Origin of the sequence: Agarivorans sp. Toyoura001 (genome assembly GCF_005405585.1) — a bacterium.
Lineage (GTDB): Bacteria > Pseudomonadota > Gammaproteobacteria > Enterobacterales > Celerinatantimonadaceae > Agarivorans.
The window spans coordinates 1-25179 of sequence record NZ_BJEQ01000014.1 but is presented as its reverse complement, the minus strand read 5'-3'; the positions used below and the strand labels follow the sequence as shown (position 1 = coordinate 25179).

The following is a 25179-nucleotide window of genomic DNA, read 5'->3' as shown; positions in this document are numbered from 1 at the left end:
AAGGCACCTTAGCCTTGGTGACTACCAAGGAGTAGAAAAGCTTGTTTGACCGTTATGAAGCAGGTGAACAAGCCATCTTAGTCCATGTAAACTTTAATGACGAAGATGAGCGAGAAGACCTGCAAGAACTGAAGATGTTAGTCAGTTCTGCAGGCGTTAACGCAGTTGCTACCATCACCGGTAGCCGAGTTTCCCCTCATCCCAAATATTTTGTGGGTGCGGGTAAAGCTGAAGAAATTGCCGAATGTGTTAAAAGTGCCCAAGCGGATGTGATTATTTTTAATCACGCTTTATCGCCAGCACAAGAGCGAAATCTAGAAATGCTCTGTGAGGCTCGGGTACTTGATCGTACAACCCTCATATTAGACATATTTGCTCAACGCGCACGTACCCACGAAGGTAAGTTACAGGTAGAACTGGCGCAGTTACGGCATATGTCATCTCGACTGATTCGCGGCTGGACTCACCTAGAAAGACAAAAAGGTGGGATTGGCTTACGTGGGCCAGGTGAAACGCAACTAGAAACAGATCGCCGTTTACTTCGGGCGCGTATTAAACAAATTCAACAGCGTTTAGAGAAAGTAGGTAAACAGCGAGAGCAAGGGCGCAGAGCCAGGCAGCGCGCAGAATTACCCACGGTTTCGTTAGCGGGTTATACCAATGCGGGTAAATCCACATTGTTTAATCAAATCACCGAATCCAAGGTATATGCTGCTGACCAATTGTTTGCAACGTTGGACCCAACCTTAAGAAAAATAGACATTGAGGACGTAGGCAAGGTAATTCTTGCTGATACGGTAGGCTTTATTCGCCACCTTCCTCATGATTTAGTCGCAGCATTTAAAGCGACTTTAACCGAAACAAGAGAAGCTCAACTATTATTACATGTGATTGATTGTAGTGATGAAAGAATGGCTGAGAATATCGAACAGGTTGAGGTAGTATTAGAAGAGATCGGTGCGGGAGAAATCCCATTTTTGCAGGTATTCAACAAAGTTGACCAGCATCCCGATATGGCACCACGCATAGAGCGTGATGAAGAAGGTTTACCCCAAAAAGTGTGGGTATCAGCGTTAACGGGAGAAGGGTTGCCACTTTTATACAAGGCAATCAGCGAACGTTTAGTTGGTGAAATGGTTAACCACACTTTGCGTTTACCACCAAGCGAAGGTCGCTTGCGTAGTCGTCTATATCAGTTAGACTGCGTAGCAGGTGAACGCTTAGACGATGAAGGAAATATCGTTGTTGATATTCGATTAGATGCTATTGCTTGGCAGCGGTTGGATAAGCAATTTGACCATAATTTAGAAAGTTTTATTGCTCAATGTGAGTAGGCATTAACTTTAACTTCTGGAGACACAGATGGCCTGGAATGAGCCTGGCAACAAAGGTGGCGGCGGTGACCGTGACCCTTGGGGCAATAACAATAAAAATGGAAATCAGGGTCCCCCTGATTTAGATGAAGTGATCACCAAACTTACTCGTAAGTTTGGCGGTATCTTTGGCGGCGGCAAGAAACCATCAGTTGGCGGTGGCGGCGGTGTTAGCGGCTTTGGTATTGCTGTTGTGCTAGTGATCTTGGCCGTTATTTGGGTAGCAAGTGGTTTCTACACCATTAAAGAAGCTGAACAAGGCGTTAAGCTTACTTTTGGTAAGTACGATGCGGAAGCGGGTCCTGTTGGACCTGGTCTTAATTGGAAAGCTACCTTTGTTCAAGAAGTTATTCCGGTAGATGTAGAGGCAATTCGTTCATTGCCTGCATCGGGCTTTATGTTGACTGAAGACGAGAACGTAGTTCGCGTTGAAATGGATGTTCAATATAAGGTTATTCAACCGCATAACTACTTATTTAGCGTAACTGCACCAGATGACAGTTTGGCGCAAGCTACCGACAGCGCATTGCGTTATGTTATTGGTCATACAACGATGGATGACATTTTAACAACCGGTCGTGAAGTAGTGAGAAGCGAAACCGAAGAGTTACTGAATAAGATCATCGAACCTTACAATTTAGGTATCGAAGTGGTTGACGTTAACTTCCTACCGGCTCGCCCGCCGGAAGAAGTAAAAGATGCCTTTGATGACGCGATTTCTGCCCAAGAAGATGAGCAACGTTTCATTCGTGAAGCTGAAGCTTATCAACGTGAAATTGAACCACGAGCTCGTGGTCGAGTTCAGCGTATTGAGCAGGAAGCTCAAGGTTACCAAGAGCAGATTGTGTTAAGAGCGCAGGGTGAAGTGGCACGTTTTGAACTGTTACTGCCTGAATATGAGTCTGCACCAGACGTAACTCGCCACCGTTTGTATTTAGAAACGATGGAAGAAATTTATGGTAAGTCGAACAAGGTGTTGATTGATGCGTCAAACAACAGCAACATGTTGTATTTACCTATCGATAAGTTAATGGACCAGGGTCAACAGCCTAATCAGCGCAAGTCTAGCTCTAGCAGCAAGTCTTCAACGATTAGTTCTGAACCAGCCAGTTCAATTCCTTCTCGTCCTTCATCTTCTAATATTAGAAGCAGTGAACGCACTACTTCGGGGAGAAACTAAGCCATGAAACAGTTAGCTATTTTTGGCGTGATTTTAGCCTTGTTAGTGGGCTACTCTTCGATATTTGTGGTTCAAGAAGGTGAGCGCGGGATTGTTATTCAGTTTGGTAAAGTAAAACGTACCGCTGAAGGTGATACCAAGGTTTATTCACCAGGCTTGCAATTTAAAGTACCGTTTATTGATTCTGTACGTACTTTGGATGCGCGTATTCAAACCCTTGATGGGAATGCAGACCGCTTTGTAACCTCTGAGAAAAAAGACTTAATCATTGATTCTTACGTAAAATGGCGAATTGCAGACTTTTCTCAATTCTACCTATCGACTGGTGGTTCGGTTATTCAAGCTGAATCACTATTAAAACGTAAAATCAATAACGGTCTGCGTAGCGAGATTGGTGCGCGTACTATTCGCGACATCGTTTCTGGTGAACGTGGTCAAGTAATGGAAGATGCTTTAAAACGTATGGCGCGTTCTTCAGAGATAGGTATTGAAGTTACCGACGTACGTATTAAGCAAATAAACTTACCAGACGAGGTAAGTAGTAGTATTTACCAACGTATGCGAGCAGAGCGTTTAGCGGTTGCTAAAGAGCACCGTTCGCAAGGTCAAGAGCAAGCCGAAATCATTCGTGCCAATGTTGACCGTCGCGTAAACGTGTTATTGGCTGATGCTGATAAGCGTGGACGTGAAATGCGTGGTGAAGGTGATGCTACCGCTGCTAAAGTTTATGCTGACGCGTTTACTAAGAACCCTGAGTTCTATAAGTTCTGGCGTAGTTTAATGGCTTATCGCACCAGTTTTGATAATGGCGGAGACGTAATGGTATTAGAACCAGACAGCGAATTCTTCCGTTATATGAAAGAACCTGCGAAACCATAACACTGAGGGCCCAGTTTTATACTGGGCTTTTTTATGACTGATTCAATTTTATTAGCGCTGGCTCTAGTATGCCTAATGGAAGGCTTAGGGCCTTTGTTATTTCCTAAGCGCTGGAAACGCCTACTAAAATTAATTTCAGCAATGCCAGCGAGCAATATTAGGCAGATTGGTCTTAGCTTGGTGGGTGTTTCTATTATACTCTTCTATGTGATTAATCTTTGACCTTGGCATAGAAAATCGGTATAACTTGCACCCCTTGACTGTCCGATTTCTGCTAGAATCGCTTTTTAACTGAGACGACAAAAGACAATGGGAAAGAACGTAGTGATCCTTGGCTCCCAATGGGGAGACGAAGGCAAAGGTAAGATCGTTGACTTACTTACCGACAAATCAAGCTATGTGGTTCGCTATCAAGGCGGTCACAATGCTGGTCACACCTTAGTTATTGACGGCGAAAAAACCGTCCTCCACTTAATACCATCTGGTGTTCTTCGCGACAACGTTACCTGTGTTATTGGTAATGGCGTAGTACTGGCTCCTGATGCGCTATTTAAAGAAATGGCTATGCTCGAAGAGCGTGGCGTTCCGGTAAAAGAACGCCTGGTAATCAGTGAAGCTTGTCCTCTTATTTTGCCTTACCATGTTGCCTTAGACATGGCGCGTGAAAAAGCGCGAGGCAAAAACGCAATTGGTACTACTGGTCGTGGTATTGGCCCTGCTTATGAAGATAAAGTTGCTCGTCGCGGTTTACGCATCGGTGATTTGTTCGACATGGAGCAATTTGCTACCAAGCTAAAAGAAGTGATGGAATACCATAACTTCCAACTTAATCATTACTATGACGCACCAAGCGTAAGTTATGCCGAAGTGCTTGAGCAAATGACTAAAATGGCACCAGTGATTACAGCTATGGTAACTGATGTTACTGATATGCTTGATCAGGCGCGCCGCCGCGGTGATTCAATCATGTTTGAAGGTGCTCAAGGTACCTTGCTTGATATTGACCACGGTACTTATCCGTTTGTAACCTCGTCTAATACTACTGCTGGTGGTGTTGCGACAGGTAGCGGGTTTGGTCCTTGCCACTTAGATTACGTATTAGGCATTACCAAGGCTTATACAACGCGTGTAGGTTCAGGTCCATTCCCTACCGAGCTAGACGATGATATTGGCCAACACCTAGGTGTTAAAGGTCATGAGTTTGGTGCAACAACTGGCCGTAAGCGCCGTTGTGGTTGGTTGGATGCGGTAACTATGCGTCGTGCTGTACAAATCAATAGTTTATCTGGTTTATGCCTAACTAAATTAGATGTTCTAGATGGTTTAGAAGAGCTTAAAATCTGTACTGCTTACAGAATGCCTGATGGCAAAGAGCTTCGCGTACCGCCAATGGCTGCTGAAGGCTACGAAGTTGCTGAACCAGTGTATGAATCAATGCCTGGCTGGTCTGAAAACACCTTTGGTGTAACCACTCGTGAGCAATTGCCACAAGCTGCGTTAAACTATATTGCACGTATCGAAGAACTGTTAGAAGTGCCGGTTGATATTATTTCAACAGGGCCTGACCGTGTTGAAACGATTATTTTACGCCATCCATTTGCGTAGTTAATCGAGAGCAATAAAAAAGGCTGCCATCGGCAGCCTTTTTTGTGTCTAGCTATTTTAGTTTAAGCGGCGCGGTCTGCGGCAATATTGGCTAAACTCATTAAGGCTTGCTTATACTCGCTATCTTCGATGATGCTCAAGGCATCAATCGCTTTTTGCGCTTCTTCAGCAGCGCGAGCTCTGCAGTACTCTAGGGCTTGGGTTTTGTCTAAAATGGCCAATATTGTCTCTAGCTGATCGCGTGAACCACCTTGAGTGATGGCATCGGCGATCACTGCTTTATCGGCTGGCTCAGCCTTATCCATTGCATAAATAAGCGGAAGGGTGGGTTTGCCTTCTGCAAGGTCATCACCCACGTTCTTGCCCATTTCCGCTTGGTCTGCCACGTAATCGAGAACATCATCCATTATTTGGAAGGCTGTCCCTAAGTACTTGCCATAGTCTTGCATGGCGAGTTCTACCTCAGGGCTCTGTTCTCCGATCACAGCGGCTAAACGCGTGGCTGCTTCAAACAGTTTTGCCGTTTTACAGTAGATGACTTCAAAGTAACGTGCCTCGTCCGTGTCGGGGTCGTTACAGTTGATTAACTGTAAAACTTCGCCTTCAGCAATGACATTGGTAGCGTCAGCCAGAATGTCCATTACTTTGAGGTTTTGCAGTTGGGTCATTAGCTGAAAGGAGCGAGAATAGAGAAAGTCGCCAACCAACACGCTGGCCGCATTACCAAATCGTGCATTCGCAGTATCTTTGCCGCGGCGCAACTCGGATTCATCCACTACATCGTCGTGTAACAAGGTAGAGGTATGGATAAACTCAATGATAGCGGCTAGCTTTACGTGTTGCTGTTGTTGGTAACCTAAGGCTCTAGCAGTCAATACCGTCAATAAAGGACGGATTCGTTTACCGCCGCTATTTACGATATAGAAAGAGATTTGGTTAATGAGAGCAACATCTGACTCGAGCTCTTTAAAGATCAACTCGTTTACTGCAGACATGTCTTGATCAGACAGCTTTTTTATCGCATCCAATTGCATAGTATCTTATTAGAGGTTAATGCCGATGATTCAGCAATTTATTTTGATAATTTAATGTTGCAATAGTATCTCAATTCCCGTGTTTACGCAGCTTTCGCTGGCTAAAATTCTTAGGCTTGCGTGATTTTTAAACTTTTTCAATTTTCCCCTTGCTAGAAGGGATCTTTTTCCGTAGAATCCGCCGTCATTGTTAAGAATTATAGACACCTTGAAATACTAGGTGTACAGCGGAGTTTGAAGAAAATGTACGCGGTTATCCAAAGTGGTGGTAAACAGCACCGTGTGGCCGAAGGTCAAACACTTCGCCTTGAGAAACTAGACGTTGAGACTGGTGAAACAGTTGAATTTGATAACGTATTACTAGTTGCGAATGGCGAAGATGTTCAAGTAGGCGCACCTTATGTAGATGGTACCAAAGTAACAGCAGAAGTTGTTTCTCATGGTCGTGGCGATAAAGTTAAAATCGTTAAGTTCCGTCGTCGTAAGCATTCACGTAAGCAACAGGGCCACCGTCAGTGGTTCACTGAAGTTCGCATTACAGGCATTAACGGTTAATTTAGAGGAATATACTCATGGCACATAAAAAGGCTGGTGGTAGTACTCGTAACGGTCGCGATTCGGAAAGCAAACGCCTAGGTGTTAAGCGTTTCGGTGGCGAGTCTGTATTAGCGGGTAGCATTATTGTTCGTCAACGTGGTACTAAGTTCCACGCGGGCTCAAACGTTGGTATCGGTAAAGACCATACTCTTTTCGCAACTGCCGAAGGCAAAGTGAAGTTTGAAGTAAAAGGTCCTAAAAGCCGTAAGTTTGTTAGCATCGTAGCTGAATAAACTTCCAACTAGATCTTTAAAAAGCCCCGCTACTAGCGGGGCTTTTTTTTTCCAAGAAGCCACTATTTCTATTACTTAATAGATGTGGTGCATTATAGTTAAGCGATAATGCTGGAGTAGAAAATGAAATTTGTAGATGAAGCGGTAATTAAAGTTGATGCGGGTGATGGTGGTAATGGCACCATTAGCTTTCGCCGTGAAAAATATGTCCCTCGTGGCGGCCCAGATGGTGGCGACGGTGGTGATGGCGGCAGTGTTTATTTGGTCGCTGATGAAAACCTGAACACGCTAATTGACTACCGTTTCGAACGTTTCCATAAAGCGGAACGTGGCGAAAATGGCCAAGGCTCGAACTGTACCGGAAGACGCGGTGAAGACTTAGAGTTACCGGTTCCCGTTGGTACTCGAGCACGCGACCGAGACACTGGCGAGTTGTTGGGTGATTTAACCCAGCATAAGCAGCGTTTACTCGTAGCAAAAGGTGGTTTTCACGGCTTAGGTAATACCCGTTTTAAGAGCAGTACTAACCGAGCTCCTCGTCGTAAGTCTAACGGCACGCCAGGTGAAGTAAGACAGCTTCAGTTAGAGCTTTTGCTACTTGCAGACGTAGGTATGTTAGGCTTACCTAATGCGGGTAAGTCGACTTTTATTCGCAGTGTTTCTGCGGCTAAGCCTAAAGTAGCTGATTACCCTTTTACCACCTTAATTCCAAACCTTGGTGTTGTTCGTCAATCTGAGAACCGCGGGTTTGTTATTGCTGATATCCCTGGTTTGATTGAAGGCGCTGCTGACGGAGCTGGACTAGGTGTTCGTTTCTTAAAACACTTGGAGCGTTGCCGAGTGTTATTGCACCTTGTGGATGTATTACCTGCAGACGGCAGTGACCCTGCAGAAAACGCAGTGACTATCATCAATGAACTAGAGCAATACAGTGAAAAACTGTTTGAAAAGCCTCGTTGGTTGGTATTTAACAAAGTGGACTTGGTGCTTGAAGATGAAGCAGAAGAAATCCGCCAGCAGGTGATTGAAGCACTAGATTGGCAAGGTGAAGTTTTCTCTATTTCTGCGCTTGAAAATAGTGGCACTAAAGATATTTGTAAGGCCATTGGACAGTTCATTGAAACGCTGCCTGTGGTTGAAGAAGAAATCGCAGAACGAGAAGAAGTGAAATTCCAATGGGATGACTATCATCAGCAGCAAATCGATCAGGCCAATCAAGAGGACTGGGATGACGAAGATGATGATTGGGACGATGATGATGACGATCATGGTGTAGAGATTATTTACCAACCATAGTAGGCTACTTACAGTGGTAGTATTACTTGGATCGTTAAATGTTACGCTCGTTTAGACATTCTCCGGAGCCTGTTCAGGCTCCGGTTCGTAAACTCTCTTTAGAACAGCAAACTAGTATCTGCCGTGTAGCGGTGCAGGCTGGTCGCATCATGCAGCAGCATGGCGCAGAAAGTAAACTCATTGAAGAAACAACGGTGCGTTTAGGCAAAGCGCTGGGTTTAGACAGCGTAGAGCTGGCCATTACTGCAAACGCTTTAATACTGACGGGTTTGTGCCAAGGGCGCTGTATTACTACTACGCGCAGGGTTTACGATCGTGGTATTAACATGCATATGGTGTGTGAAGTGCAGCGTATTACCATTATGGCCGAGAAGCAGTTACTGGATGAGGCCGATGTGGTAAAGCGCCTCGAGCGCTTGCAGCCTTATAAACATAACCGCTGGTTAGTGGTGTTTATGATTGGCTTGTCGTGTGCGTGCTTTAGTCACTTGTTCGGAGGGGATTGGTCAGTATTTGGCATGACCTTTATTGCCTCTGCAGTGGCCATGACATTTCGCCAAGAAATGGCACACCGACACCATAACCCCATTCTGAATTTTGGCATGACCGCATTTGTAGCCACCACCATCGCAGGCTTGGCTGTACGTTATGATATTGGTAATCAACCGCAAACGGTAATGGCTGCTTCTGTGTTACTTCTGGTGCCTGGTTTTCCACTCATTAATGCAGTGTCTGACATGGTAAAAGGGCACATTAGTATGGGGATTTCACGTTGGTTTTTTGCTTCATTACTCACCTTGGGTGTAGCGATGGGCATTGCGTTGTCGATGTGGGCTACCGGTGTGAGTGGGTGGTTATAGAATGGGTGACTTAATCAAACTTCTTCTTGAAGATGCCTTATTCTCTGCGGTTCCTGCTGTGGGGTTTGCCATGGTGTTTAATGTACCAACACGCATGTTAGGTTTTTGCGCCATTGGCGGCGCTTTTGCGCACAGTTTGCGAACCCTATGCATCTATTGGGGCGTTCCTCTGGAATGGGCGACCCTCGTTGCTTCCACCAGTGTAGGTTTATTAGGAGTGTATTGGTCTAGGCGCTATTTAATTCCTAGGCCGGTGTTTACCGTGGCGGCCATTATCCCGATGATCCCAGGAAGTTACGCCTTCACTACCATGGTGGGCATTATTAGCTTATACAGTAATGGTTTTAGTGAACCCTTGCTCGCAACAATTATCGAAAATGGCCTAAGAACGATGTTTATACTTATGGCCTTGAGTTTTGGTTTGGCTATACCTTCGGTAGTGATATACCGAGGAAGGCCAATTGTTTAACAGATGTTTTAGAAAAAGGTAGAGCAGTGAAAGTAGCAATGATCGCCGCAATGGCAAAACAGCGTGTGATTGGTAAAGATAACCAAATGCCTTGGCACTTACCCGCCGATTTGAAACATTTTAAAGCGGTAACGATGGGAAAACCGGTGATAATGGGTCGGTTAACCTACGACTCAATTGGGCGCCCTTTACCTGGCCGTTTGAACATTGTGATTAGCCGCAATCCAGATTTAAACATTGAAGGTGTTACGGTAGTTAGTAGCGTAGAAGCCGCCTTAGACTCGGTTAAAGAAGAAGTTGAAGTGATGGTGATCGGTGGGGCTAACATATACCAACAGTGTTTAGCGTTTGCCGATGTGCTTTACCTTACCTTTATTGATAAAGATGTAGAGGGAGATGCTCATTTTCCTGATTACCAACAGCACCAATGGACTGACATTTCCTCTGAGAAACACCTCGCTGATGAGAAAAATCCTCATGACTATGAGTTTGTTACCTTAGCGAGAGCCTAATTTAGCCGGCGGCATTCCCAGTTAAGCAATCTTGAGTATACATGCGCTGGTCTTCCCAGCGCAGCATTGATAAATGGTTGCCCCATACACAGCCTGTATCTAAACCTGAGACTAATTCTTGCTTACTTTTACCCATTAGCGCAGCCCAGTGCCCAAAGACGATATGGGTCTGTTTAAGGTGTTTTCCGGGCAATTCGAACCACGGTTTTAAGTTAGGGTTATTGTTTTTATTAGGTGGTACTTTGCATTCAAAGTCTAAACTAGCATCAGGAAAGCAATATCGCATACGAGTGAAAACATTGATGATATAGCGTAAGCGGTCGTAACCGACTAGCTCGTCACTCCAATGTGCTGGCTCATTGCTGTACATACTTTTCAGTAGTGATAAGTAGTTCTCTCCAGCCAATTCTTTGTGGACTTCTTTACCGAGTTTCAGTGCCTTACTTACTTTCCACTTAGGGTAAATACCCGCATGCACCATTACCACATCGTGCTCAGGATGTTTAACAATCAGTGGTTGCTGGCGTAACCAGTCAAGTAACTCATCTTTATCTGGTGCATCTAATAAATCTTGCAGTTTGTCGCGGCGTTTCGCGCGATGGATACCGTTTGCTACGGCCAATAGATGAAGATCATGATTACCGAGAACAATTTGCGCTGCGTCGCCTAACTCTTTTACAAAACGCAGAGTTTCTAAAGATTTAGGGCCTCGTGCAACTAAGTCTCCGGCTAGCCAAAGCTGGTCTTTTTTCTTGGAGAACTTACACTGATTTAACAGTGCTTTTAGTTCATCTAAACAGCCTTGAATGTCCCCAACAAAATAGGTGGCCATGGCTTGCCTCGGCTAGTGCAGTTTATTGGGTAAGGATAATCGAAAAGGAGGAATTTCGGCCTCAAATTCATTACCTGCCTCATCTACCAAGGTGTAACTGCCTTGCATTACGCCCACTTCGGTGGCTAATACTGCACTACTGGTATAAGAGAAGGGCTTTTCAGGTTTTAGGTGCGGTTGTTTGCCAACTACGCCATCACCTTTCACTTCGTTCACTTTGCCATCACCGTCAGTGATCACCCAATGACGACGCAATAATTGCAGCGCGTGAGCGCTACAATTACGAATGGTGATGGTGTAGAAAAAGGCAAATTGCTGCTTTTCTGGTACTGAGTGTTCAGGTAAAAAACCCGATTCCACTTCAATATCTAAATCATAGTCTTGAGTATTACTGGTCACTATTTGAAGCCTGCAATAATTGTTCTTTATCTATGTAATTAGCAATATCACAAAACTGTTGAATAGTTAAATTTTCTGGTCGAAGGGTTGGCTTAAGTCCCAATATTTCTAAGTGCTCTACGGTAAGTAAATTACCCAAAGCATTGCGAATAGTTTTACGACGCTGATTAAAGGCTTCTTTACACACTCTATCTAAGGTGCTTAAAGAATTGAGCGGGTGCAAGGTACTTTCGTAAGGCTCTAAACGGACCACTGCAGAGTCAACTTTAGGCGGAGGCATAAAGGCTTCTGGCGGTACTTCTAAGGCTGGTAGCACCTTACATTGGACTTGAGTCATTACACTTAATCGGCCATAGGCTTTGCAATTTGGCTCTGCGGCCATGCGCTTAACCACTTCTTTCTGCAGCATAAAATGCATGTCAGAAATGGCACTGGTAAAGCTCAATAAATGGAAAATAAGTGGCGTAGAAATGTTATAAGGCAAGTTTCCAAAAACCCGCATTTTTTGCTCGGGTTTACACAATTGCATGAAATCAAATTTAAGCGCGTCAATTTCATGGATAGTGAGTTTGTCGGCCAAGGTTGGATGCTCACGCAAACGCTGAGCTAAATCTCTATCTAGCTCTACAACTTGCAGGTGACCAGCAGTACTCGCTACTGGATCTGTCAATGCGCCTAGACCTGGGCCAATCTCTACCAAGTTTTCACCTGGTTGTGGGTAAATAGTGGCCACAATTTGGCTAATGACCGAATCGTTGTTTAAGAAATTTTGACCAAAACGTTTACGGGCACGGTGTCCCTGGTGAACTTGTTTATTCATGCTCTCGCTCCACCATGTCAATGGCTTGTTCAATGGCGGTAATCATACTTCCATGATCGGCTTCACCAGTTCCCGCAAGCTCTAAAGCTGTTCCGTGGTCAACTGAGGTTCTAATAAAGGGCAGTCCAAGGGTAATGTTTACCGACTTACCAAAACCTTTATATTTTAGCACCGGTAAACCCTGGTCGTGATACATCGCCAATACAGCGTCTGCTTCGGCCAAGTATTTGTCTTGAAATAAGGTATCAGCCGGTAAAGGGCCAATTAAATTCATATTATGTTCTTTGCGCATCTGCTCGAGCAAGGGGATAATAATGTCTAGCTCTTCTCGACCCAGATGCCCATCTTCCCCTGCATGAGGGTTCAGCCCACAAACAAAAATCTTTGGTTGCTTAATCGCAAACTTGGTTTTTAAATCGTGGTGCAAAATAGTAATAATGTTATGTAAGCGTTCATGGGTAATTGCTTTAGCTACATAGGCTAGCGGCAAGTGCGTGGTTGCTAATGCTACGCGTAACCCTTCGGTGGCTAACATCATCACGACATCGGCGGTACCTGATTGCTGAGCGAAGAATTCGGTATGGCCACTAAACGACACGCCGGCTTTATTGATAATGCCTTTGTGTACTGGGCCAGTGACCACTGCGGCAAACTGCCCATTCATATTGCCATCACTGGCAAATTTAAGCGTATTTAACACATAGTGACCGTTCGCTTCATCTAGCTTACCAGCTATTGCTGGCGTGCTCATCGCTATTGGAGCAACGGTTAAGGTGCCAGCCGCTTGTGGTTTAGCGGCTTGCTCTGGTTGATAAGGAAGTAGGGTGATATTAAGGCCTAGTTTAGCCGCACGCTCTTTAAGTAAACGTGGATCTGCAACTACCACTAGCTCCATTGGCCAATCGCGCTGGCTAATCGCAAGTACTAAATCTGGGCCAATGCCAGCGGGCTCGCCTGGCGTTATAGCAATTCTTGCTACTGGCTGGCTCATGCCTCACCGTCCAAAATTTCTACATAAGCTTCTTCGCGAAGTTCTTCTTGCCAAGCTTGAGTTTCTTCGTTGAATTTACGATTGAAGATCATTTGATAAGCGCGGTTTTGACTGGCTTTATTGGTGGTGTCAGTGGTGCGTTTATCGAGAACCTCTAACAAGTGCCAACCAAAGGTTGAGCGGAATGGCTGGCTGAGTTCACCCACTTCTAATCGGCTAGCTGTATCTCTAAATGCCGGTACGAATACACTTGGATCCGACCAACCAAGCTCGCCACCGCGTACCGCTGAACCTGGGTCCTCAGAATATTGACGAGCCAGCTCTTCAAAGGTCACTTCGCCGAGAATTAATTGTTGGCGAAATTCAGCGAGCAAGCTTTGCGCTTTGTTGTCACTAAGAATAATTGATGGCTTGATTAGAATGTGGCGAGCGTTTACTTCCAGCGTTTCCACTTTTTGTAAACCTTCGGCATCTAGTACCATCAAAATATGTAAACCTGAGTCAGTACGAATTGGCCCTAGTACTGAACCTTGATGTTGGTTTCTTACTACACCTGCAAACAAGGTCGGCATTTCTTCTATGGTCATCCAGCCCCAGTCTCCGCCCTCTAAGGCTTTTGGACCTTGCGAGTGAGTCATTGCCAACTGATTAAAGTTTTCGCCGTCTTTTAACTGTTGCACTAGGCTTTCTGCAAGTTGTTGAGTATTGGTTTCATCGCTACCAAGGCGCAACAAAATGTGCCCCACATGATAGCGAACAGTGCCTTTATCTTGCTCTTCTATAAGCTTCATTAAGGCGTCAATCTCTTGTTCAGAAACATTCACTCGGCGCTGTACTTGACTGCGACCAACTTCGCCTAAAACAATCTCTGTTCGAATGTCTTCGCGAAACTGGTTATAGCTAACATTCTGTTTTTCTAAATCGTCTAAGAATTGCTCACGAGTTTTCTTCTCTCCAGCGATGATGTTATCGATGGTGTTTTCTAATTGGCTATCACTAATTTTAATGCCAAGTCTGTCGGCAAGCTGAAGCTGTAAGCTTTCAAGGATGAGTCGATCCATTACCTGTTCTTGTAGCTCTTCCTCTGGAGGAAGTTCTTGGCCAGAATCTGTAGCATTACGCAATACTTTGTTGGTTAGCTCGTCAATCTGACTTTCTGTAATGACATCGTTATTTACAATCACTACGACTTTGTCGAGTAACTGTTCTTGAGCCTGAACCAGCCCAGTGTTAAGCATTAACATACTTACACTAAGCAAAATTAACTTTTTCATTTCGTTCCTATATTACGGCGTGCAAAGCGCCGGCTACTTTAACATATTTGTACTAAAGGTTTTAATTGTTGAGGTAAAAGGGCTGTCCGTATTTAAAGTTGCCGCCCTCTAACATTTGTTCACGGCTGCTGGTATCACTACCGCCAAGCCCTTTAATTTCGAAATCGAGACGTAGTGAGGTATCAAATTCGCCCACTCGGTCAACACCTGAAGAGTCATCCACATAGGTGCTTTGTAGGCCACGTTGGTAAGTTAAGCGAATCCCCCAACAACAAGAGTTGTATTGAACGCCAAGATAGCTTTCGATGCTTCTATCTAAGATCATATCGCGGTAATAGCTACCTACAGCAGAAATGCTATCGGTAACGGGCCAAGCTACTTTGCTACCAATTTGGTTTACATCGCTCACCATGGTTTCACTGGCTTGTGAATAACGGTAATTAAGCTGTATCAGTTTTTGGATTTCTGGGCGCCACTCTACTGCCGCGTTGGCTTTGTTAATGCGGCCTTCTAAGGTATCGATTTGTATTCCAGTATGCCCGTACCAATCTTGTTGAATGTTAGCATCGGCTTCGAACGCGAGTGCCGAACTTGAATTATTAGTAGGCTCGCTTCCTGGTATCAATGTGGTGCGGCTGGGCTCGATATAAATAATTTGCCCCAGACTTAAGCGTAAGGTTTCTTGGTTACTTGGCGACAAAAATCGTGAATGTACACCTAAAGTAATTTGGTTAGCATCAGCAATGCGATCTAAGCCGCTGTAGCGTTGATCGCGAAACAGGCCGTAATAATCTTGTTGCAGGTTATCAGTATCGTATATGCCTATATCATCTTGATTGGTATATGGGATATATAAATATTTAATCACTGGCTCGAGTGTTTGGGTATAGTTGTCGCCATACCAGCGAGTTTTTCTATCAAAGTTTAAGCCACCCTGAACACTCACCTTAGGCAAGGTACGGTTTACATTCGTAGCCAAGTAATCGTACTCAGAACTATTGCCTTTATCTTGGTTGTAGTAGGTATGCATTAAAGCGAGGTCTGCTTGGAAAAAACCTGCAGGTACCGCATAAGGTAAACTTAAGCTCGGTTCTAAATGAACACGTTGAGCGGTGTAAACAGTGTTATCACTATGAGTGAAATTACTGATTTCGGTATCAAAACCAAATTGTAGGGTTTGCCAGTCGAGATCCCAATCGCCCGCGAATGTAAGTTGTGGCAATAAGGTGTGTGGTTGTTCGGTGTTGCCTAGTACTTGAAAGTCTTGAACTAACAATTGGGTGTACCAGTTTTTGGTGTGGTAACCCACATCACCAGTTTGCAATAGTTGGTTTTCATTCACTTTGCCGAGTTTATCGCCTAAGTCATTGAAATAGTTATCGTCACTGATTTGAGTGTAATCGGTATTAAAGCGCCAGTGGCGTTTATATTGGCCTTGATGGTCCCAATGAAATAGATAGCGGTCTTCATTAATAACGTCGTCATTGGCCAAGTATTCTGCATTGATGGTGCCGTTGTTTTGCCCTTTCAAATATCTAAACTCAGTTTGTAATTGCAAACCTCGGCGTGTCATTAAACGCGGAGTAATGGTTGCATCTAAGTTGGGGGCAATATTCCAGTAATAGGGCGTGGCGATATCTATACCATTTTTAGTTGAGGTAGAGATGGTTGGAAACAAAAAACCACTATGCCGTTGGTCGCCAATGGGATAAGAGAAATAAGGCAAATACATAACCGGCACATCAAATAGCCTTACGGTGGCATTTTTAGTGGTGGCCCATTGTTCTTTTGAATCGATATCAATTTTTTCTGCGCGGATTTCCCAGCTCTTGTCATCGGGTGGACAAGCAGTGTAGCTGGCATCCTCTAGTGAAAGGTTTTGTTCGCCATTGATGGTAAGGTTATGCGCTTCGCCCCGGCCTTGTTGCTCGAAGAGCTGATATTCAGCTGAGTTAAGTGTGGCTTTGTGATCCTTCAAACTTGCGTCAAAGGTATCGCTTTTTACACTCACTAGATTATCTTGAAATTCAATGTCGCCGGTAGCTTTAAGGGTTTGCGCTTGTTCATCAAGCACAGTATTTTCGGCTTTCAGTACACGAGGCCCTTGAGCAAACTCAACATTGCCGGTAAAACTGGCTTTATCGCCCTGCTTTGCATGCAGTTCATCAGCCGCAATAGTGTATGGTGCGAGAGGGTCTACGGGACCGGATTTGATGCGCTCTGGAATATGAGCTCGGCATTGTGGCATGGACAACGGTGTTTCTGCGTGAGCACTGAGGCTAGAAAGCAACGCCGCTAATCCTAGCGAAGTTTGCAGGCACCGTTTAGTTACGAACATATAAATATGAACCATTCCCTGATATAAACAAATTCCAAGCGCGAGACTTCAACGTTGTGCTTAATGAATTCTGTGGTTAAAGTTAGCCGCTTATAATACTGGATTTATTGGTGAGCGGCTATTTAAAGGCTGCTATTAGTATAAGAAATTATAGGTAATTTAGTGCGCGAATCTGCTTTACAGCAATGGCTGTCAAAAACCTTACACATTGTACCTCCTCAGTTAACGATGATAAGTGGTGACGCCAGCTTTCGACGTTATTTTCGCTTCACCTTAAAAACGGGTGAAACAGCGATTGCTGTAGATGCACCGCCCAGCACAGAAAAAAATCAACAGTTTGTTGCGCTGGCTAAAGCGCTATGCGATCAAGGTATTGCCGCACCTAAGGTGCTAGCGGCAAACTTCGATGACGGCTTTCTCTGTATCGAGGATCTTGGCTCTAGCATGTTAGAAGATCAGCTTAATCAAGACTCTGCTCAGCAACTTTATAGACAAGCACTTGATTTAATCGTTCACTTACAAACAGTTAAACGCTCTGATTTGGCGGAATTAGACACATTTGACCGGGCGTTTATCCAGCGAGAGTTAGATATATTTGCTGAGTGGTTTGCCGGAAAAGAGTTGTGCTTAGCTGAAGGTTGGCAAGACAGCGCTGCTTGGGATGAGTTATGTGATTCCGTCAGCCGAGCGATTTTAGAGCAGCCCTATGTGCCGATGCATCGTGATTTCCATAGTCGTAACCTGATGCTGCATAAGCAACAAATGGTGATGATAGATTTTCAAGATATGGTGTGGGGGCCTGTTAGCTACGATGTGGTTTCACTGCTAAGGGATTGTTACATTGCATGGCCAGAGCCATTAGTTGATGGCTTAAATCTAGCGCTCTACCAGACAATTAAAGCTAATTTTAAGCAAGATGTTAGTGCAGAACAATGGCAACGATGGTTTGATTTAACCGGTTTACAAAGACACCTCAAAGCGATTGGTATTTTCTGTCGCTTAGATCACCGTGACGGTAAAACAGCTTACCGAGCGGCTATTCCACAAACCCTTAATTACGTTATGCAAGTAAGTGCTCGCTATCCTGAGTTAGCTAAGTTTAATCAGTGGCTAAAGCCCATATCTGAAGGGTTTAAACAATGAGTCAGATTAAAACCGCGATGATTTTGGCGGCGGGGCGGGGCGAGCGAATGCGACCACTTACTGATAACTGCCCAAAGCCATTGCTAAAAGTAGCAGGCAAATCCTTAATTGAATGGCACATTGATAAATTGGTTAGGGCAGGGATAAGCAAAATTGTTATCAACACCGCCTATTTGGGAGAGCAAATAGAAGCAAGTGTAGGAGATGGTCAGCGCTGGGGAATAGAGATTTTGTATAGCCACGAAGTCGCTGCATTAGAAACCGCCGGCGGAATTGTTAATGCACTCCCCTTAATCGTCAGTAAACAATTTTTGGTGATCAACGGTGATGTATGGAACGATTGGGATTATCGCACGCTTTGCCAAAATACTGCACTTGATGTTGATGTTGATGCTGATGCTTATTTGTATTTGGTAGCGAACCCAGCGCATAATTTGACTGGAGATTTCAGCCTTAACAATGGCAAAGTGCTAGATACACCAGAGTTCACCTTTAGTGGTGTGGCTATCTATCAACAGTGTTTTTTTGAAGATGCAGCAGAGGGTAAGCAAGCGCTCGCTCCTATGTTACGCAAAGCCATGAAAAAGCAGCGTGTAAGTGGTCACTTACAACACGGACACTGGGTTGATGTGGGTACTCCGCAGCGACTGAAAGAACTAGATAAACATTTAACCAATAACAGAGATTAACTATGCGCGTTTGGGGAAAGGTATTAGGGGTATTTTTTGGCTTCCTATTTGGCAATGTTTTTGGGGCCATACTCGGCTTATGGCTTGGTCATCGTTTTGATAAAGCAGTGGGCGGAAACTTTGTTTTTTCTGCTGCTAATAGCCAGGCCGCTCAGCAAGAGTTTCTATTTTCCACTTTTGCAGTACTTGGGCATATTGCCAAATCCAAAGGTGTAGTTACTCAGCAAGAAATTCAGGTAGCTAACTTTTTAATGGATCAAATGCGCTTGCAAGGTGAAGCTCGTCGCCAGGCGCAAGAAGCATTTCGCCAAGGGAAAGATTCTGATTTCCCGCTAGAAGAGCAAGTGTCTCGTTTTGTTGCCGCAGTAAACGGCCGCCGAGATTTATTGCAAATGTTTATGGAAATTCAATTACAGGGCGTATTTGCCGATGGCGTGATTGACGACAGTGAACATGCTTTGTTGGAACGAGTTGCGCTAGCGTTGGGTTTCTCAGAGCAAGAGTTGCAAGCAATGATATCGCGCTGGGAAGCCGAGCTTAAATTTCATCGTCATGGCGGCGGTCAACGTCATAGCACACAAAGCTCTGCTAAACAGCTAGAAGAGGCTTATCAAATATTGGGTGTAAGTGCTGAGGATAGTGACCAACAACTTAAGCGAGCCTATCGTAAATTGATGACTCAGCATCACCCCGATAAACTGGTAGCCAAAGGTTTACCGCCCGAGATGATGGAGCTTGCTAAGCAGCGAACTCAAGATATTCAGCAAGCTTACGAACTGGTTAAGCAGCAACGAAAAGCGGCTTAATCAGGGAATACTTGATGACGGGCTTGGCCAGCGGCAAAGGCATCTATATTGCCAATGAGTTGGTCGGCCAACATTTGCATGTTTTGTTGACTGGCCCAGCCTATATGAGGGCTCATTATAAAATTGTTTAAGTGCATTGCTTGTAACAAAGGGCTATCGGCCTTAGGGGGCTCTGATTCCGATACATCGCTAGCAGCACCTGCTATTTGTTTATTTTGAAGGGCCAGCAATAAGGCCTGCTCATTTACTATGCCGCCGCGTGCGGTATTAATTAACAATGCATTCTTCTTCATTAACAAAAACTCTGGTTCATCGATCAAATCTTGAGTTTGCGGAGTTAAGGGGCAGTGAATACTGATCACATCGGCACAAGAAAGTGCCTGGTTAAAGTCCACTCTTCCCGGCCTAGGCTGTTTGTTTTTGTGCTCTGCAAAGATCACCTTCATGCCAATATTACTGGCTAACTCTGCAGTGGCTTGGCCAAGGTTTCCAGCGCCTATTACCAGTAGCGTTTGACCCGCTAAGTTATCTATCGGATAGTCAAAAAAGCAGAACTGTTGAGATTGCTGCCAGCGCCCTTGTTGAATTGCCTGATGATAAGCCAATAGGTTGCGTCTTAGATTAAACATTAACGCTAGGCTGTGTTCGGCAATGCTTTGCGATGCGTAATCTCTCACATTTGAAACCACAATGTTTAGTTCTTTAGCGGCGTGTAGGTCTACGTTGTTGGTGCCGGTGGCGGCTACTGTAATCATTTTGAGCTGGGGTAATTGCTCTAACAACTGCCTGTTTAATTGCACTTTATTCACGATAATGATGTCGGCATCATTGGCCCGCTCTAATACTTGTTGCGAGGTGCTGCGTGGGTATTCATGCCATTGATGGGAGAATTGTGGACGGCTAAGTTTAATGTTGTTGGAAAGAGTAAGACGGTCTAAAAATACAATTTTCATGTTTAAGCATCAACGTAGGTTCTTTGTGCTTAAGCTTACCAATAAGCGCTGGCTGCGACTACTTGCGGCTAGTACCAGCCTAAAGAGCTAAACCATCCGTAAACGGTTTTGTTTAACTTCGCACTATTCGGCTCGTTGTCGGCGGTGGCAGGCAGGTGTGTTTGTCGGTAGTTTAGTTTTTGATTTTTATTACTGGCGGTTAGCCTTAGTTCCCGTGCATGTTGTTGCCATTGGTTATACTGCTCTGCGTAAATATCTAATACTGGGATAGGCAGCTTGGCAGTTTGTTCTGCCAGCTTTTTGTTGAGTTGTTGGTTTGGGTAGTAGGCACTGATTAGCACTAAACCATCTGGCGGAGTCAGTTGCTGCTGAGACAATAACTCGACCAACCATGCGCCCATTACCCCCTGGGCAACAATCACCTGAAAACCAAATTGTTCTTGTTGATTTTGCTTGGCTGCCTCTATTACCGCTTGTAGGTTTTTTTTGTATTGCTGCTGTTGTTCGGTGTCCTCAGCTTCTATTTGCTGCATTAAACCTTGCATAGGAGCAGGAGGTAGAACAGCACCCGTTTCCCAGCCGAGTTTTGGTAGCGCTTGGCGGAGTGAATCAACACTATTGGGTGCGCTAGGTGATACACCCCAATCGGGTAGCAGAATTACTGTGCCGCGTTTTTGAGGTGTTTCTTCTTCTAGCCATAGGCTAACAAATTGTTGTTGCTCTACGTCAAGCGTCTTAAGCTCGCCATTGACCTGCCAGTGTGAAAAATCTTGAGATTGAACTTGAGCCCATACTCCATTTATCGCCAATAAGCTGGTGAGCACGCAAAGCTTAACAATTTGCACGATAAACGATTCCTTGGCCAAGTTAATACTTATGTATCGGACACACTAGGCGTAAGCTTTAACTAAAACGGTGGCGCGCATTCAAATTCCATAAATTGCTCTGTATCAGGGTGGAAAAAGCCAAGCTTGGCGGCATGTAAATGTAAGCGCTCACTCAAATTTTTAGCTTGCTGATTAGCATAAAAGGCATCACCAATAATGGGGCAATTAATTTGCTGCATATGAACTCTTAACTGATGGGTCCGGCCGGTAATCGGCTTAAGCTCGACCAAACTACTTTGCTCTCGCTGCTCAATGACTTGCCAATGAGTGAGCGCCTCTTTGCCCTGCTCATAATCGACAATTTGTTTGGGACGATTTGGCCAGTCACAGCGTAAGGGTAAGTTAACTTCGCCATTACTGTGTTCTGGGTGACCAAATATTTCTGCGTAATAGGTTTTAGTGGTTCGTCGCTGTTGAAACTGCCGGCTTAAGTGGCTTTGCGCGGGTTTCCCCAGTGCCATAACAATTAAGCCTGAGGTTGCCATGTCTAAGCGATGTACCACTTTTGCATCTGGCCACACCCGCTGTGCGCGATGCCATAAACTGTCTTTCTCAAGGCGACCGGGTACCGATAACAAACCACTCGCCTTATTAAATACAATCACTGCGTCGTCTTTGTATACAACACTAAAATAGGGAGACATTGGCGGACGATAAACAAAATCAGGCATAGCTACAGCTCTAAAAAATAAGGCCTTAGTGTAAGCTAAGGCCTTGGAGAAAATAAAATAGAAAATCGACTAACTAGTTGTGTGACACCAGAATCACTCGCAAAGCGTCCAGTTTTACTTGGGCTTTTTGCAGGTAATTGCCTGCGTTATCACGCAGTTCGCGTAAGGTATTCAACTCATCTTGGCGAATGCTTGGATTAACCGCACTTAATGCCTCTAAGCGTTCCAGCTCTGCATTTAAGCTTTGTTGCATGCTTTGGCTTGCGTTATCAACCACTTCAGAAAGTTGCTGTTGAGCAAGTTCATTGGCTTGCGCTAACAAAGGATGAATTTGTGCTTGAGAGGCGCTAATCAATTTGGCCGCTAAATGGCGATTTACCGCCGAAAGCTGCTGGTTAAATTGCTCAAAGCTCACATTGTTAGATAAGTTTCCACCGTTTTTATCAAGCAGAATGCGTACCGGCGTTGCGGGTAGGTAGCGTTCAATTTGGTATTCAGCGGGGGCACTGGTTTCTATTACAAAGATCCCTTCTACAAATAAACTACCTACGGGTAGCGCGCGGTTTTTAAGTAGCGCTACCGAGGTGGTACCTAAATCGGCGCCCAAAATGGTATCGATACAACTTTGTAATAAAGGGTGCTCCCAAGACATCAGCTGAATTTCATCTCGGCTTAACGCGGTATCTCTGTCGTAAGTAATGGTACAACCGTCTTCCGGTAAGCCATTAAGTGTAGGAACTATCATTTGTTCGCTAGCGTGAAGCACTAGAGCATTTTCGCCTTTATCATCTTGGTTGATCCCAATCGTGTCAAAGAGACGTAAGCTAAAGGTAACAAAATGAGGATCTTGTTCTGCCGCTTGAATTTTTTCAATCAACTCAGCCGCTTTATTACCGCCACTAGAATGAATTTCTAATAATCGATCACGGCCAGCATCCAGTTTTTGTTTTACTGCATGATAGCGTTTTGCGGTTTCACTAATTAGCTGATTCAATTCAGCTTCGTCTGGCTCATTTTGTGCCAACAAACCCATTAAGCTTTCACCGAACTCAGAGTAAATAATCGACCCGGCAGGGCAAGTTTGTTCGAAAGCGTTTAAACCTTCGTGGTACCAGCGTAATAAGGTTTGCTGAGGTGTGCCTTGTAAATAAGGTACATGGATCTGAATATCATTCTGCTGACCAATGCGATCTAAGCGACCAATCCGTTGTTCAAGTAAGTCGGGATTAGTGGGTAAGTCGAATAACACAATATGGTGGGCAAACTGAAAGTTACGACCTTCCGAGCCAATTTCAGAACATACCATGAGCTGTGCGCCAGCTTCATCTTGAGCAAAGTAAGCGGCGGCTTTATCGCGCTCAAGTAAAGACATGTCTTCGTGAAATACCGTACCGCGGATTCCCTCACGAGTTCGCACTGCATCTTCAATAGCCAGCGCTGTGGCTGCTTTGGCACAAATCAGAAGTACTTTCTTTTGTTTGTGCGCCAGTAAGAAGCCTATTAACCATTCAATTCGTGGATCAAATTTGCTCCAACTCGCTTCTCCTTCAGCTTCACCTTCAAATTGCTGATAAAGCTCTTCTGGGTACATCAGCTGGTTAGCCGAGCTAGGTTTACTGCCTTGCATCATTTGATGCACTTTTAAAGCTGTTTGATACTGACTAGGTAAACCTAAAGGGTAGCTCGCCAATTGGCGTAGCGGGAAACCTTCCATCGCGCTGCGAGTGTTTCTGAATAGAACGCGGCCAGTACCGTGGCGATCTAATAAATGCTGCAACAATTCGTCGCGGGCTTGTTGCTGTTGCTCATAACTAGATGCAGCATCATTAATAATGCTGAGTAGCGGCTGGATGTCGTTTTCTGTGAGTAGTTCGGTTAGCTTATTCGCTTGCTCAGGAGTTAACGGCGCGCTATTTAATAGTGATTGCGCGGCATCTGCTACCGGTTGATACTGCTGCTCTTCATCCATAAAGGCTTGGTAATCGTAAAAACGGTCGGGATCCAGCAAACGCAAGCGTGCAAAGTGGCTCTGATGACCAAGTTGGTCAGGCGTTGCCGTTAGTAACAATACCCCCGCTACTTTCTTAGCTAAGGCTTCAATAATTTGGTATTCGCGGCTTGGTGCTTCTTCGTCCCATTGTAGATGATGAGCTTCGTCTACAATCATCAAATCCCAATCAGCTTCAACTACTTGCTCGAAGCGTTTCTTGCTACCTCGTAGAAAGTTTAAGCTACATAAAACCAGCTGTTCAGTTTCAAAGGGGTTATCTGCTTCTGCATACGCTTCAATGCAGCGGTCTTCGTCAAACAAACTAAAGTGCATGTTAAAACGGCGCAGCATTTCAATTAACCATTGAAACTGTAACGCGTCAGGAACCACAATGAGCACTCGCTTAGCCAAACCTGCAATCAGTTGCTGGTGGATAATGAGGCCAGCTTCAATGGTTTTACCCAATCCCACTTCATCAGACAGTAATACGCGAGGAGATATACGGCGTCCAACTTCACTGGCTATATAGAGTTGGTGAGGAATTAAACTGACTTTACCGCCCATTAAGCCTTTAAGGTCTGATTGCTGTTGTTCAAAACGCTTAATTAAGGTTTGGTAACGGACCACAAAACTATCGAAGCGGTCTACTTGGCCTGCAAACAAACGATCCTGTGGTTTATTAAACTTAAGGAAGTGACTCAAAAACATCTCGCGAAGCTGAACTGTTTCTTCAGTGTCATGGCGTACGCCATGGTAAATAATCAGCTCGTCTGCTTGTTCTACCTCGGTAATAGTCATCGACCATTCTTCGGTACTGGTAATATCATCGCCTACATTAAATACCACACGGGTAACCGGTGCTTCGGCCATAGCATAAAAGCGGTTCTCACCACTGGCTGGGAACAGTAAGGTCACCATTCTGCCTTCCATAGCAACTACGGTTCCTAAACCTAACTCAGATTCTGAATCACTGATCCAGCGTTGGCCGATAGAAAATGACATCAGCAAGAGACTCCAAAGGAAAAAGGGCGGCTATGGTATCCAATACATCAGTGAAGTAAACCAAGAATTACAAGATTATTGCTTCTATATAGAGGAAGCTACTCATGTACCATAGCGAAACGCCAAAACTAAACTATAGTTATTGAGCTGAGAACATGCGAATCAAGCTAAAAAAAGCACAATCTGTTTGCTATCTGAACACTTAACTCGATTTCTGTGATTTTCTTCAAAAAACGCTTGCGCCGCCAGCGCGGATCCCTATAATGCGACTCCACTGACACGGCAAGCGGCGCTGCAAAGCGATGTAGAAACGATGTCAGGGTTGGTAAGGCCTGAGGCTTTATTA

Annotated in this window: 25 protein-coding genes; 14 read left to right on the top strand and 11 right to left on the bottom strand. The window is 44.7% G+C overall.

Annotated features, from left to right (window positions below; translation table 11 throughout):
* Positions 1-41 precede the first annotated feature (41 nt).
* From hflX to FFR00_RS15420, 5 genes are all read left to right on the top strand, one after another.
* The gene (gene hflX / locus FFR00_RS15440) at positions 42-1334 is read left to right on the top strand and encodes a ribosome rescue GTPase HflX (RefSeq protein ID WP_137674320.1); all 1293 of its coding nucleotides are present in this window, start codon (positions 42-44) and stop codon (positions 1332-1334) included.
* A 28-nt stretch (positions 1335-1362) separates the two neighbouring features.
* Entirely contained in the window at positions 1363-2553 is a 1191-nt protein-coding gene (gene hflK / locus FFR00_RS15435) for an FtsH protease activity modulator HflK (protein ID WP_137674319.1), read from the top strand.
* A 3-nt stretch (positions 2554-2556) separates the two neighbouring features.
* Positions 2557-3432: a protease modulator HflC gene (hflC, locus tag FFR00_RS15430; RefSeq protein WP_137674318.1), complete on the top strand. Its 876-nt coding sequence runs from the start codon at positions 2557-2559 to the stop codon at positions 3430-3432.
* A gap of 33 nt (positions 3433-3465) precedes the next feature.
* On the top strand, positions 3466-3654 hold the full coding sequence (locus FFR00_RS21985) for a DUF2065 family protein (protein ID WP_137674317.1): 189 nt from the start codon (positions 3466-3468) through the stop codon (positions 3652-3654).
* Between the two features lie 87 nt (positions 3655-3741).
* Positions 3742-5037, top strand: coding sequence for an adenylosuccinate synthase (locus tag FFR00_RS15420; RefSeq protein ID WP_137674316.1), 1296 nt, complete (start codon positions 3742-3744; stop codon positions 5035-5037).
* Positions 5038-5099: 62 nt separating this feature from the next.
* On the opposite strand, the gene ispB is transcribed toward FFR00_RS15420, so the two are convergent.
* Positions 5100-6071, bottom strand: a complete 972-nt coding sequence (ispB, locus tag FFR00_RS15415) for an octaprenyl diphosphate synthase (protein WP_137674315.1) — start codon at positions 6069-6071, stop codon at positions 5100-5102.
* Between the two features lie 243 nt (positions 6072-6314).
* Here ispB and rplU point away from each other — a divergent pair, with 243 nt between their 5' ends.
* From rplU to folA, 6 genes are all read left to right on the top strand, one after another.
* The gene (gene rplU / locus FFR00_RS15410; RefSeq protein ID WP_137674314.1) at positions 6315-6626 is read left to right on the top strand and encodes a 50S ribosomal protein L21; all 312 of its coding nucleotides are present in this window, start codon (positions 6315-6317) and stop codon (positions 6624-6626) included.
* A 17-nt stretch (positions 6627-6643) separates the two neighbouring features.
* Positions 6644-6901 (top strand): 50S ribosomal protein L27, encoded by a 258-nt coding sequence (gene rpmA, locus FFR00_RS15405; RefSeq protein ID WP_137674313.1) that lies wholly within the window; start codon positions 6644-6646, stop codon positions 6899-6901.
* A 123-nt stretch (positions 6902-7024) separates the two neighbouring features.
* Positions 7025-8197, top strand: coding sequence for an Obg family GTPase CgtA (gene cgtA / locus FFR00_RS15400; RefSeq protein ID WP_137674312.1), 1173 nt, complete (start codon positions 7025-7027; stop codon positions 8195-8197).
* 38 nt (positions 8198-8235) lie between these two features.
* Positions 8236-9057 carry a threonine/serine exporter ThrE family protein gene (locus FFR00_RS15395; RefSeq protein ID WP_137674311.1) on the top strand — a complete coding sequence of 274 codons (822 nt, stop codon included), beginning with the start codon at positions 8236-8238 and terminating at the stop codon, positions 9055-9057.
* A gap of 1 nt (position 9058) precedes the next feature.
* Complete coding sequence (locus FFR00_RS15390; protein WP_137674310.1) at positions 9059-9526, top strand: threonine/serine exporter family protein; 468 nt, start codon at positions 9059-9061, stop codon at positions 9524-9526.
* A 26-nt stretch (positions 9527-9552) separates the two neighbouring features.
* A complete protein-coding gene (gene folA / locus FFR00_RS15385; protein WP_137674309.1) occupies positions 9553-10038 on the top strand; it encodes a type 3 dihydrofolate reductase in 486 nt (161 codons plus the stop codon).
* Position 10039: 1 nt separating this feature from the next.
* On the opposite strand, the gene FFR00_RS15380 is transcribed toward folA, so the two are convergent.
* The 6 genes from FFR00_RS15380 to lptD form a co-directional block, all read right to left on the bottom strand.
* Complete coding sequence (locus tag FFR00_RS15380; protein WP_137674308.1) at positions 10040-10870, bottom strand: symmetrical bis(5'-nucleosyl)-tetraphosphatase; 831 nt, start codon at positions 10868-10870, stop codon at positions 10040-10042.
* A gap of 12 nt (positions 10871-10882) precedes the next feature.
* Positions 10883-11269, bottom strand: a complete 387-nt coding sequence (gene apaG / locus FFR00_RS15375; RefSeq protein WP_137674307.1) for a Co2+/Mg2+ efflux protein ApaG — start codon at positions 11267-11269, stop codon at positions 10883-10885.
* The gene (rsmA, locus tag FFR00_RS15370; RefSeq protein WP_137674306.1) at positions 11259-12089 is read right to left on the bottom strand and encodes a 16S rRNA (adenine(1518)-N(6)/adenine(1519)-N(6))-dimethyltransferase RsmA; all 831 of its coding nucleotides are present in this window, start codon (positions 12087-12089) and stop codon (positions 11259-11261) included. Before rsmA ends, apaG begins: the two co-directional genes overlap by 11 nt.
* The gene (gene pdxA / locus FFR00_RS15365; RefSeq protein WP_137674305.1) at positions 12082-13080 is read right to left on the bottom strand and encodes a 4-hydroxythreonine-4-phosphate dehydrogenase PdxA; all 999 of its coding nucleotides are present in this window, start codon (positions 13078-13080) and stop codon (positions 12082-12084) included. The genes rsmA and pdxA overlap by 8 nt, the downstream gene beginning before the upstream one ends.
* Positions 13077-14354, bottom strand: coding sequence for a peptidylprolyl isomerase SurA (gene surA, locus FFR00_RS15360; protein WP_137674304.1), 1278 nt, complete (start codon positions 14352-14354; stop codon positions 13077-13079). The genes pdxA and surA overlap by 4 nt, the downstream gene beginning before the upstream one ends.
* 61 nt (positions 14355-14415) lie before the next feature.
* Positions 14416-16692 (bottom strand): LPS assembly protein LptD, encoded by a 2277-nt coding sequence (gene lptD / locus FFR00_RS15355; RefSeq protein ID WP_161985186.1) that lies wholly within the window; start codon positions 16690-16692, stop codon positions 14416-14418.
* A gap of 162 nt (positions 16693-16854) precedes the next feature.
* Between lptD and FFR00_RS15350 the strand changes: the two genes are divergently transcribed.
* The 3 genes from FFR00_RS15350 to djlA are packed head-to-tail and all read left to right on the top strand — an operon-like array spanning position 16855 to position 19330.
* Positions 16855-17835, top strand: coding sequence for an aminoglycoside phosphotransferase family protein (locus tag FFR00_RS15350; protein ID WP_137674302.1), 981 nt, complete (start codon positions 16855-16857; stop codon positions 17833-17835).
* Positions 17832-18524, top strand: coding sequence for an N-acetylmuramate alpha-1-phosphate uridylyltransferase MurU (gene murU / locus FFR00_RS15345; RefSeq protein ID WP_137674301.1), 693 nt, complete (start codon positions 17832-17834; stop codon positions 18522-18524). Before FFR00_RS15350 ends, murU begins: the two co-directional genes overlap by 4 nt.
* 2 nt (positions 18525-18526) lie before the next feature.
* Entirely contained in the window at positions 18527-19330 is an 804-nt protein-coding gene (gene djlA, locus FFR00_RS15340) for a co-chaperone DjlA (protein ID WP_137674300.1), read from the top strand.
* On the opposite strand, the gene FFR00_RS15335 is transcribed toward djlA, so the two are convergent.
* The 4 genes from FFR00_RS15335 to rapA all read right to left on the bottom strand — a co-directional run bounded on the left by FFR00_RS15335 (position 19327) and on the right by rapA (position 24833).
* On the bottom strand, positions 19327-20283 hold the full coding sequence (locus FFR00_RS15335) for a D-2-hydroxyacid dehydrogenase (protein ID WP_137674299.1): 957 nt from the start codon (positions 20281-20283) through the stop codon (positions 19327-19329). The genes djlA and FFR00_RS15335 overlap by 4 nt on opposite strands.
* A gap of 68 nt (positions 20284-20351) precedes the next feature.
* Entirely contained in the window at positions 20352-21128 is a 777-nt protein-coding gene (locus FFR00_RS15330) for a DUF3530 family protein (RefSeq protein ID WP_137674298.1), read from the bottom strand.
* 62 nt (positions 21129-21190) lie between these two features.
* Positions 21191-21841 carry a pseudouridine synthase gene (locus tag FFR00_RS15325; protein ID WP_137674297.1) on the bottom strand — a complete coding sequence of 217 codons (651 nt, stop codon included), beginning with the start codon at positions 21839-21841 and terminating at the stop codon, positions 21191-21193.
* 73 nt (positions 21842-21914) lie between these two features.
* Positions 21915-24833 carry an RNA polymerase-associated protein RapA gene (gene rapA, locus FFR00_RS15320; RefSeq protein WP_137674296.1) on the bottom strand — a complete coding sequence of 973 codons (2919 nt, stop codon included), beginning with the start codon at positions 24831-24833 and terminating at the stop codon, positions 21915-21917.
* Positions 24834-25179 lie beyond the last annotated feature (346 nt).

What these genes read in the sequence shown, in the direction of transcription:
- rplU (WP_137674314.1), top strand. Translation starts at nt 6,315, where the DNA reads ATGTACGCGGTTATCCAAAGTGGTGGTAAACAGCACCGTGTGGCCGAA.
- FFR00_RS15325 (WP_137674297.1), bottom strand. Translation starts at nt 21,841, where the DNA reads ATGCCTGATTTTGTTTATCGTCCGCCAATGTCTCCCTATTTTAGTGTT.
- murU (WP_137674301.1), top strand. Translation starts at nt 17,832, where the DNA reads ATGAGTCAGATTAAAACCGCGATGATTTTGGCGGCGGGGCGGGGCGAG.
- rapA (WP_137674296.1), bottom strand. Translation starts at nt 24,833, where the DNA reads ATGTCATTTTCTATCGGCCAACGCTGGATCAGTGATTCAGAATCTGAG.
- FFR00_RS21985 (WP_137674317.1), top strand. Translation starts at nt 3,466, where the DNA reads ATGACTGATTCAATTTTATTAGCGCTGGCTCTAGTATGCCTAATGGAA.
- hflK (WP_137674319.1), top strand. Translation starts at nt 1,363, where the DNA reads ATGGCCTGGAATGAGCCTGGCAACAAAGGTGGCGGCGGTGACCGTGAC.
- pdxA (WP_137674305.1), bottom strand. Translation starts at nt 13,080, where the DNA reads ATGAGCCAGCCAGTAGCAAGAATTGCTATAACGCCAGGCGAGCCCGCT.
- hflC (WP_137674318.1), top strand. Translation starts at nt 2,557, where the DNA reads ATGAAACAGTTAGCTATTTTTGGCGTGATTTTAGCCTTGTTAGTGGGC.
- cgtA (WP_137674312.1), top strand. Translation starts at nt 7,025, where the DNA reads ATGAAATTTGTAGATGAAGCGGTAATTAAAGTTGATGCGGGTGATGGT.
- lptD (WP_161985186.1), bottom strand. Translation starts at nt 16,692, where the DNA reads ATGTTCGTAACTAAACGGTGCCTGCAAACTTCGCTAGGATTAGCGGCG.
- FFR00_RS15420 (WP_137674316.1), top strand. Translation starts at nt 3,742, where the DNA reads ATGGGAAAGAACGTAGTGATCCTTGGCTCCCAATGGGGAGACGAAGGC.
- rpmA (WP_137674313.1), top strand. Translation starts at nt 6,644, where the DNA reads ATGGCACATAAAAAGGCTGGTGGTAGTACTCGTAACGGTCGCGATTCG.
- djlA (WP_137674300.1), top strand. Translation starts at nt 18,527, where the DNA reads ATGCGCGTTTGGGGAAAGGTATTAGGGGTATTTTTTGGCTTCCTATTT.
- ispB (WP_137674315.1), bottom strand. Translation starts at nt 6,071, where the DNA reads ATGCAATTGGATGCGATAAAAAAGCTGTCTGATCAAGACATGTCTGCA.
- FFR00_RS15380 (WP_137674308.1), bottom strand. Translation starts at nt 10,870, where the DNA reads ATGGCCACCTATTTTGTTGGGGACATTCAAGGCTGTTTAGATGAACTA.
- FFR00_RS15335 (WP_137674299.1), bottom strand. Translation starts at nt 20,283, where the DNA reads ATGAAAATTGTATTTTTAGACCGTCTTACTCTTTCCAACAACATTAAA.
- FFR00_RS15390 (WP_137674310.1), top strand. Translation starts at nt 9,059, where the DNA reads ATGGGTGACTTAATCAAACTTCTTCTTGAAGATGCCTTATTCTCTGCG.
- rsmA (WP_137674306.1), bottom strand. Translation starts at nt 12,089, where the DNA reads ATGAATAAACAAGTTCACCAGGGACACCGTGCCCGTAAACGTTTTGGT.
- FFR00_RS15395 (WP_137674311.1), top strand. Translation starts at nt 8,236, where the DNA reads ATGTTACGCTCGTTTAGACATTCTCCGGAGCCTGTTCAGGCTCCGGTT.
- surA (WP_137674304.1), bottom strand. Translation starts at nt 14,354, where the DNA reads ATGAAAAAGTTAATTTTGCTTAGTGTAAGTATGTTAATGCTTAACACT.